Here is an 8,174-nt window from a genome sequence, read left to right on the forward strand (position 1 = left end):
CTTTATATTGCTCATTAAAAGGGCAGCATAATCAAAATAGAATTCAAAGAAATCATCCCAATCACCTGCAGAAAGAAATTGTCGGTAATGCTGCAATAGTGAAGTAGTAAAACGGTTATTCTCATCAATATGTCTTATTATTTCTAAATGTTCGTTAAGAGCTTCTATCCAATTTTTATCCTCTTCATAAGAACCTATTTCAATAAATTCTGGCAATCTCAGACAACCAATGTTAGCAATAGATTTACCATACTGACTCATCTTTTTTTGATAGGCAGTTCTAAATCCTTGAACAAGGCTTATAGGTTTTAAGCGTCTTGAAAAAGACAGCTTTTTAGTTTGATATTCGGGGAGATATTCAATCAATTTCTTTGTATAATGGAGAATTGACAAAATGTCCAATTTAAATGGTGTATTTCCGCCAACAAGTGGTTTAAATGTTTTATAAATACTAAAAAGCCTGCTGTATTCTACATCAAAGGGCTCAATAACATAATACTTTGTATCCCAGTCTTTAGTGCTTACTTTTATATCTTTTATTACCATACTCTCATAAATCCCTATTATCTTAAGATATTCTTTGAGCCAGAAAGAAGAAACATTCTTTAGTGCAATAGAATTTGATTTGAGAGATGCAGCTCCTTTCCCTTGATGTGGATTGAAAATTTGAAGAGCACTAACTTCGGAGAATTTTAAATTAAATTGTTTTGCTAATGTTTTCATATTTAGTCTTACCTCTTGCTCATTTTTTAGCAGTGAACTATAGAAAAACAATAATTCCTTTAATATAAAATGGAAATATTCTTTATTTTTAAATATATTATTCAAAACTTTATGATAACCATTAATATTTTTAGGATCACGAATTTTCAGGAAAATATCAAAGTCAAAATGGGGCTTATTTTCATTATTATTAAGTTCTGAAAGTAATTTTGCTCTTTTCTTTTCATCTTTTTCATTATGAATTTCATTCTCCCTTTTTCTGAATGCATCTCTTTTATCCTTTTCACTTTCATAATCAATTATCCACACAGGTAAGTCTTTATTTTTATCTCCTTTCACTTTTATGTAAGGAAAAGCATCAAAATAATGAGTGTTATTTAGCATTTGCTCGCTTATAGGAATGTCAGATGACACGCTATAATAAACACCTTCATCTTTTATTCTTATATCTGCATTATAAATTTCATTACTGTTAAATATATGAGATATGACTTTTGCCAGTCCATAAGCTTCAAGCGTTTCCGCATAGGTTCCTGAATCCTTCATAACAAAATATTTATTTTGATACATTCAATCCTCCTCAATAATAGATTTTTGGTCGCACAATCTCAATATTCTTACCAGAATAAAATATAAAAATACTTCATCAGGATTACTGAAATCTATTGTATAATTATTTAAATTTTCCATGTCATTCCATTTTCTAATTACCTTTTTTTTACTATCAAACTTATAAAATGAAGGTGCATAATTATTTATCATTTCTAAAACTAATTTAATTCCTTTATCTTCAATTACATAAGGTATAGAGGTATGAGAGGTTGTTGAATGATGTTTTATTATTGCAGAAGCAAGTACCCCTGCTATAATATTGAATTCATTATCTTCCTGTATGACATCTTCCAAAATGGCAAAGGTTACTACAGCTCCAATTCCGGAATGTGGTGGCAGTTTTTCGAGCAATTTGTCTTTCGTGGGATTAAAATCGGTGTGAGCAAGTATTTCTCCCTCGTTATAATTTCCTTTTGATTTCTGGAAATCTATGGCAATTTTTTGCCATTCTTTGTTCAATTTTCCATAATCATGCATTATCATCATAAATTTAATCATTTCGTCAATGTCGGTTGTAAAATGATGCTTGTCCCACAATTTAGATAGTGGATAATAAATTTTGTCTATAAAATTAGTTTCGTAAATTTTTATCATATTAGAGATATGCTTTTCATAGGTTTCCTTTTTGTATCCGAATAATCCCTTTTTTTCTGTTTCTTGAGGACTTGATTCTATTGTTGTTTTGCCCTTTAAAAGGAAGTTTAATCCAAGCTCGGCGTTGTAATTAACATATTCGGGATTAAGAACAACTCTCGGATACAATTTTATATCTGCTATTAGAATTTCACTCATCATTAACTTCGTAATTTCAAAATCATCAATGATATTGCTTTCTTCTATCACAGATACGAGAGGCTCTTCTTCATCTTCATATTGCTCTGCCATCATTTTCAATTTGCTTTCAAGCGTATGTGGATTTATAGAGACAGCATCATAGTTGTACATAGAATGAATGGTATTAGGTTTTCTCAAGAAAACCACATTTACAGAGTTAACATCTCTTATCAAATCTCTTCCCACTGATTTGTCATTTTCTTTCCATGCCCTTGTTATTCGTGAGAAATCAAGATTTTCTGCATTCTCTATTTCTTTAATTTCTTTATCAGAAAGAACTGCATTTACTATTTTCTCGCCTGTAGCATAATCTAATGAGTTTTCTTTTCTCAATTCTTTTATTGTATCTAAACAGAGACTTTTCTCATATGGTAGGTACGACTTCTTCCCATTTTTATTTTCTTGCACATCATAAATGAATATTCTTCCCTTTTCATTTTTAAACCTTGCACACCTACCTGCGCGTTGTAAAAAAGAATTAATGGGAGAGATTTCTGTATGCAGTGTATCACAGCTAATATCCAATCCTACTTCTATAACCTGAGTTGAGATTAAAATTGCTTCTTTATCAGGATCAGAATCTTTACCAAAAATATTGATAATTTTCTTCTCTTTAGATATCCTATCTTTTTTGAAAAACCTTGAATGTATACAAATGATATCTATATCAGTTTCCTTTTTAAGTTCAAGGTATAACTTTTGTGTTCTCTCTACGGTATTACAAATGACAATGGTTTTCTTTTTATGTTCTCTTAATATATCATTCACATATAGAGGTCTATTTTTAACTTCAATATTCTTTTCATTTTTAAGGTTTGAGATAGAATTGAATTCATCGTCATCAAGAATAACCGAATCCGTCTCCAAAAAATTATTAACTCCTTTAACAGAACCATTGGAAATTGTAGCAGTCATAATACAAAACCGGGATAATTGTTTTAACCTTTTCAGAATATTTAAAGATGTTGTTAATGACCTTGAAGGATCAAGCAAGTGAAATTCATCAAATATCAAGTAAGAACCAATAATAGCACCAGCATTTATGTTAGCTTGCCTTTTTGAAAGAGAATATGGAAATCCGAGGATAGAACTCAGAGTCTGGTCAATTGTAGTGAAAATTATATCTGATTCTAAAAACTTATCATTCGGAAACTCACCTGTTTGCAATGAAACTTTCAATCCCATTTTTTTAATAATGTCATTTTGCGAAACTTCATTATAAAGACTATTTGCCAGTGTTCGTAAGGGAAGCGAATAAATAAGTTTTTTGGGGGCAACACCTCCTTCTCCAACAATATAGATAAATGGAAGAATAGAAGCCCAAGTTTTCCCTGCTCCAGTTGGTGCTTTTAGTAAAATATTACTCTCATCTAAGTAGGTTTTAAATAATCTTTTTTGAAATTCGTATGGTTTAGATTCTGTCGTTTTTTCGAAAAACTCTGAATAATTATTCATATATCCCTGCATCCACAAACGGATTCCCTGTTAGGACAAAGTAACTCTCGTTTAAGGTTGCTTGTCCTTTGCTTCCCCCTTTTCCTCCTGCAAGCAATTTTCGCCCCCTTTCAAAATTTGCAAACTATCTAAAAACTAAAATTTCTTATCCCTGAATGGCTCCCACATACCAAAACCTTCAGGATTTTTTCCACCTAATCCAGCATCATAAGTAATTTTTATAAGTTCTGGGTTTCCTTCCAACTTAAAAACGCCTGTCCATCCATCTATGCGCGTATTTTTGAAGTAAACCACGGCACGGTTGCGCCGCTCTTCAAAATAAAGAGGAGTAAGCTGTAGATTTCCTTCAATATCATTGCTGTACGCTGTTTTGTATTTCTTTTTTGCATTTTTTGTAATAAGCTCAGAAAATTCTTTTTCATATGGCGAATAGTAGTATGTTTTAATATTTTCATCGCTTGTTTTCATTGTGCTGTACATTGTCATAGGTGAAAGCATTTTTATGTTCATCTTATTTTCGAACTTTGGAGGAGCAAGAACTTCAATAGACACAACAAAGATGTTTTGGTTTAAAAGAGATGATTGTGGGATAGATATGGCTCTGCTTCCCATATCTTCAACAACAAAATTCTTAACAGAGGAAAAGTAGAAATTAATAGCATTTTCAAAAAAGAGAGCTTCTTCGGTATCTGTTTTTTTGTGTGAATAAAAAGCAGTAGCGTTCTTGATATTTAGGTCTTTTTTTAACCTTTTTAACTGATTACCAGTGACTCGTTGTCCTTTTTTTAGGATGCGCGAAAATGTAAACAGTTTAAAACGGCGTTTGTCCAGAATAAAGCCTTCGTTGTGCAGTGCTTCTGATACTTCTTTTGAAAATGTGTGATAAATTAAAGATTCAATATAATAGTTATAGTGAATTGGTAAGAGTAATCCTTTTTTTCTTGACTCATAAGTTATTTTTATTCTCATGATCTTTATTGATATATTACAAGGAAAATATTTAAAAGTCAAGTATTTTTATAAGTTACATACATTTGAGACTCCGGATAATGTTTTACATTTGTTCGGTGGTATATCCTACCATGCATTTTAGGTTTTATTTAGGAAAAAAGACGGAATAAAATAAAGTCAGGCAGATAAGTTTTTTGCTTCTATTTTTGATCTGCAATCAAGTAATATTATTTTAGTTTATCATTTCTAATATAAATATCAGAATTATTACTCCGTGATTTTATTTTTCTCCTCATACATTCTCTGGTCGGCAATACTTATCAATTTGTCTATTGTTTTCGGTTTATTAGGAAGATATTCGGAGAATCCCATACTGAATTTTATCTGATAACCCTTTTTTATGCTTTTATTGAGTCGAGACAAATTCTTTTCCAAACGGTTTCTTATCAAAGAAGCTTCTTTTAGAGAATTATCCGGGAATATCAATAAAAATTCATCCCCTCCCATTCGACAGATAATATCGACATCTCTTAGAGTGGATTTAAATAATTCGACAGATTCTTTCAAGACCTTATCTCCTTCTTCATGACCATAAGTATCATTTATAGACTTAAATTTATCTATATCCAGAAAAGCCAATAATATAGGAGATTTGCTACGTTGGGATAGTTTAATCTGTCTATCAAGCAATTCCAGTCCATATCTTCGATTGTAACACCCGGTTAATGAATCAATACGAGCTAGTTTTTCCAGTTTTTTTTCTATTTTTTTCCTCTTACTTATATCTATCTCTAAATCCCTGGTCCTCTCTTCCACCTTTTTTTCCAGATTTCTACTGTATTCTTCCAGCTCTTCTCTGGATTTTTTCAGACTAACAGTCATCTCGTCAAAGGCTCGGGATAACTGTCCTACTTCATCAGAGGAGGAGATACCTACTTTAATATCTAAGTTTCCTTTGATTATCTCTTCAGTACCTTCATGTAATTTTCTAAGTGGTCCGGTGATAGTTCTTGAGATAAAACTGGAGATAAATAGAGCAATAAATAGAATGATAGCAAACATCAAAAGGAGGCTTTTAGTCAATTTAGTGACTGGAGCAAAGACCTCTTGGGTATCTATTTCGGCAACCAAGCACCAGCCCATCTCCGGGATATGGGTATGCATACTTAAGACTTCTATTCCTCGATAATCCTTAATGATATCTATCTCATCTTCCGGGGGAGTATTAGAGGGCTCGGTAGGATTTGCTTCTTCTGTAGGTGTATGTATTAGGTCAACTTTCTGTTTGAGGATGACCTCATCGATAAAGCGGGAAGGGGTAATCATGTAACCATCTTTATTTACCAGATAAACTTCTCCGGTCTCTCCTAAGCCGGTGCGGTCGGTGGTTATCTTAAATAATTCTTTGTCAGCATCAAAATTTATTACCATAACTCCGGCAAACTGGTTATTTAGTAAAATGGGGGCAGATATACTTAAAACATATTTATGGGTAAATGAGGACAAGTGTAAGTCACCAATAAAGACTCCTTCTTTTCCCTTTAAGAAGATTTCATGAGTACTTTTATCTATTCCTATATCTTCATGGCTGGAGGCAATTACAATACCCTCTTTATCTAAAATCCTGATCCGGGATATTTCATGGTGTGATTCGATAATACTTTTAATCCTTCGGTTAACCTGTTCTATTCTCCAGGCATGATCAATGCTTTCATCTACGGCATTTCGGAAAGGAATCCCGGTTGCTACCATTTTAGTAAGTTCTTCATATTGACCTAATAATGTTTCAATATGCTTTGCTCTGGATTGAGTAGCGGTAATCAGATTATTGGTGATTTGTTGTTTGATAATATTGGTGGATATATTTCTACTAATTAAAATACTGGTTATACTTAAAACTGTTAAAAGTAATAAAATGATTATTTGAAATTTTCTCTGAATTTTCATTATTCTTCTCCTCTCCTTTCCTTTAATGCCTAAACACAGTTTTGGGGTCAGGCCTCGCGATATCACTTTTTTCTTCCCACATGACCCCATTTCCTTTCTTTGCATTTTCTTTTAATAAATTAGCCACTTCCAGAGAGGTATAAATTTGATACCATTTTCTTCCTTCTTCAAGTCCTCGGTTAATAAAATTAAATTTTTTACATTTTGAAATTCCTGCTTAAATTTTTTATTTCTCACTTCCACAATTATTAGCTAAATTGAGCAATTTTTATCACTCAAAGAAATTTTATTACTTTTTTAAAACATTGCAATTTTTTTGAGTGATAATAATAAAAATATGGCAGGTTGTTTACCTGCCCTATTAGACTTTATTTCTTTATCTATTTACCCGCCGTAGGTAATCATTATTATTCTTGTATCGTTGTCCCAGCCGACATCGCAACCAAGAGATTCTGCAACAAAACGGAGTGGCAACATTGTCCTATCATTTATTATGATTGGTTTTACATTATGATTATCTGTGTCAATATATACTCCTATCCCGTTTATTAATAATATTAGCAGTAATACATATTGAAAGCTTTATGGCTTAGGCATTTATAAATTAAATTCATTTAACTTGAAAAGATTTAAAGTTTGGGATAGAATTTATATTAAGGAGATGAACAATGAAAGCGCAAAAGAAGACAATTAAAGGTTCTAATACTCAAACCAAAATGAAAACACCAATAGTTGCTTTCTTTAGTACAGGTAACTTATGAAAAACTATAGCGTGATTATTATAGGCGGGGGGCCTGCTGGAGCAACAGTAGGGCAATATCTAAAAGAAAAAAATATCGACTATCTCATTATAGAAAAAGGAGGAAGCTATAGAGACAAAGTATGCGCAGGCGGTATCCCTCCTGGAATAATGGATATCCTGCCCAATAACCTGAAAGATTTTGAAAAAACGGAATACGATACACTATCAATAGATTTTAAAGATAAGCTGAGCAGCACAGTCAAACTGAATAAACCATTTTTACATGGCGTAGAACGGACAAAATTTGACCACCATTTAAGAAAGGGATTAAACGTTCATTATAATGAAAAGTTTATCGGCTTTAACAATGAAAAAAACAACATATCAGTCCATACGGATAAAACAACATACACCACAAAATTTCTTATCGGAGCAGATGGAGTGGGAAGCAAAGTTTCTATATTGAGCGGACTTGCCAGAAAAAAAAGATTCATCCTGGGAGAAGAAAAAGAAGTTTTTCAAAAAAATATCATAAAGCCAAATACTGCAAAATTATTCTTAGGGTACAATTATTTGGGTTATGGATGGATGCTCCCAAAACAAAATCATTATTCAGCAGGAAGTGGTGCATTACAAAAGTATTTTTTAAGCTCTTCTAAAGGAACTGTTGAAAAATTCGACAAAGGGAAAGGAGAAACAAAAATCTATCCGATATCTCTATGGGGAGGAGAAGAGCCCCTTACAAGCGGACGAATAGCGCTGGCAGGAGAAGCAGGAAATCTTGTCGATCCATTTACGGCAGCAGGCATATACCCGGCTCTGCTCTCTGGGAAGCTACTGGCAGTAGTCATTGAAAATGCCTTAAAAAATGGAAAAAACAACCTCCAGAAATATAATAAATTAGTCATAG

At 32.4% G+C, this 8,174-nt stretch carries 6 protein-coding genes; 1 reads left to right on the plus strand and 5 read right to left on the minus strand.

Annotated features, from left to right (window positions below; translation table 11 throughout):
• The 5 genes from U9Q18_04305 to U9Q18_04325 form a co-directional block, all read right to left on the minus strand.
• Positions 1-1,293, minus strand: a 1,293-nt coding sequence (locus U9Q18_04305; GenBank protein ID MEA3313579.1) for a hypothetical protein, incomplete at its 3' end; no start/stop codon positions are given.
• The gene (gene cas3 / locus U9Q18_04310; protein MEA3313580.1) at positions 1,294-3,624 is read right to left on the minus strand and encodes a CRISPR-associated helicase Cas3'; all 2,331 of its coding nucleotides are present in this window, start codon (positions 3,622-3,624) and stop codon (positions 1,294-1,296) included.
• A 135-nt stretch (positions 3,625-3,759) separates the two neighbouring features.
• On the minus strand, positions 3,760-4,593 hold the full coding sequence (gene cas6 / locus U9Q18_04315) for a CRISPR-associated endoribonuclease Cas6 (protein MEA3313581.1): 834 nt from the start codon (positions 4,591-4,593) through the stop codon (positions 3,760-3,762).
• 249 nt (positions 4,594-4,842) lie between these two features.
• Complete coding sequence (locus U9Q18_04320) at positions 4,843-6,522, minus strand: diguanylate cyclase (GenBank protein ID MEA3313582.1); 1,680 nt, start codon at positions 6,520-6,522, stop codon at positions 4,843-4,845.
• A 384-nt stretch (positions 6,523-6,906) separates the two neighbouring features.
• Positions 6,907-7,086, minus strand: a complete 180-nt coding sequence (locus tag U9Q18_04325; protein MEA3313583.1) for a copper amine oxidase N-terminal domain-containing protein — start codon at positions 7,084-7,086, stop codon at positions 6,907-6,909.
• Between the two features lie 193 nt (positions 7,087-7,279).
• Here U9Q18_04325 and U9Q18_04330 point away from each other — a divergent pair.
• Positions 7,280-8,174: NAD(P)/FAD-dependent oxidoreductase (locus tag U9Q18_04330; protein ID MEA3313584.1), on the plus strand; the 895-nt coding region annotated here is incomplete at its 3' end.

The sequence above is a fragment of the Caldisericota bacterium genome (assembly GCA_034717215.1).
Taxonomy (GTDB): Bacteria; Caldisericota; Caldisericia; order Caldisericales; family Caldisericaceae; genus UBA646.

Excerpts from the sequence above, each read along its gene's own strand:
- U9Q18_04320 (MEA3313582.1), bottom strand. The coding sequence starts at position 6,522 with ATGAAAATTCAGAGAAAATTTCAAATAATCATTTTATTACTTTTAACA.
- cas3 (MEA3313580.1), bottom strand. The coding sequence starts at position 3,624 with ATGAATAATTATTCAGAGTTTTTCGAAAAAACGACAGAATCTAAACCA.
- cas6 (MEA3313581.1), bottom strand. The coding sequence starts at position 4,593 with ATGAGAATAAAAATAACTTATGAGTCAAGAAAAAAAGGATTACTCTTA.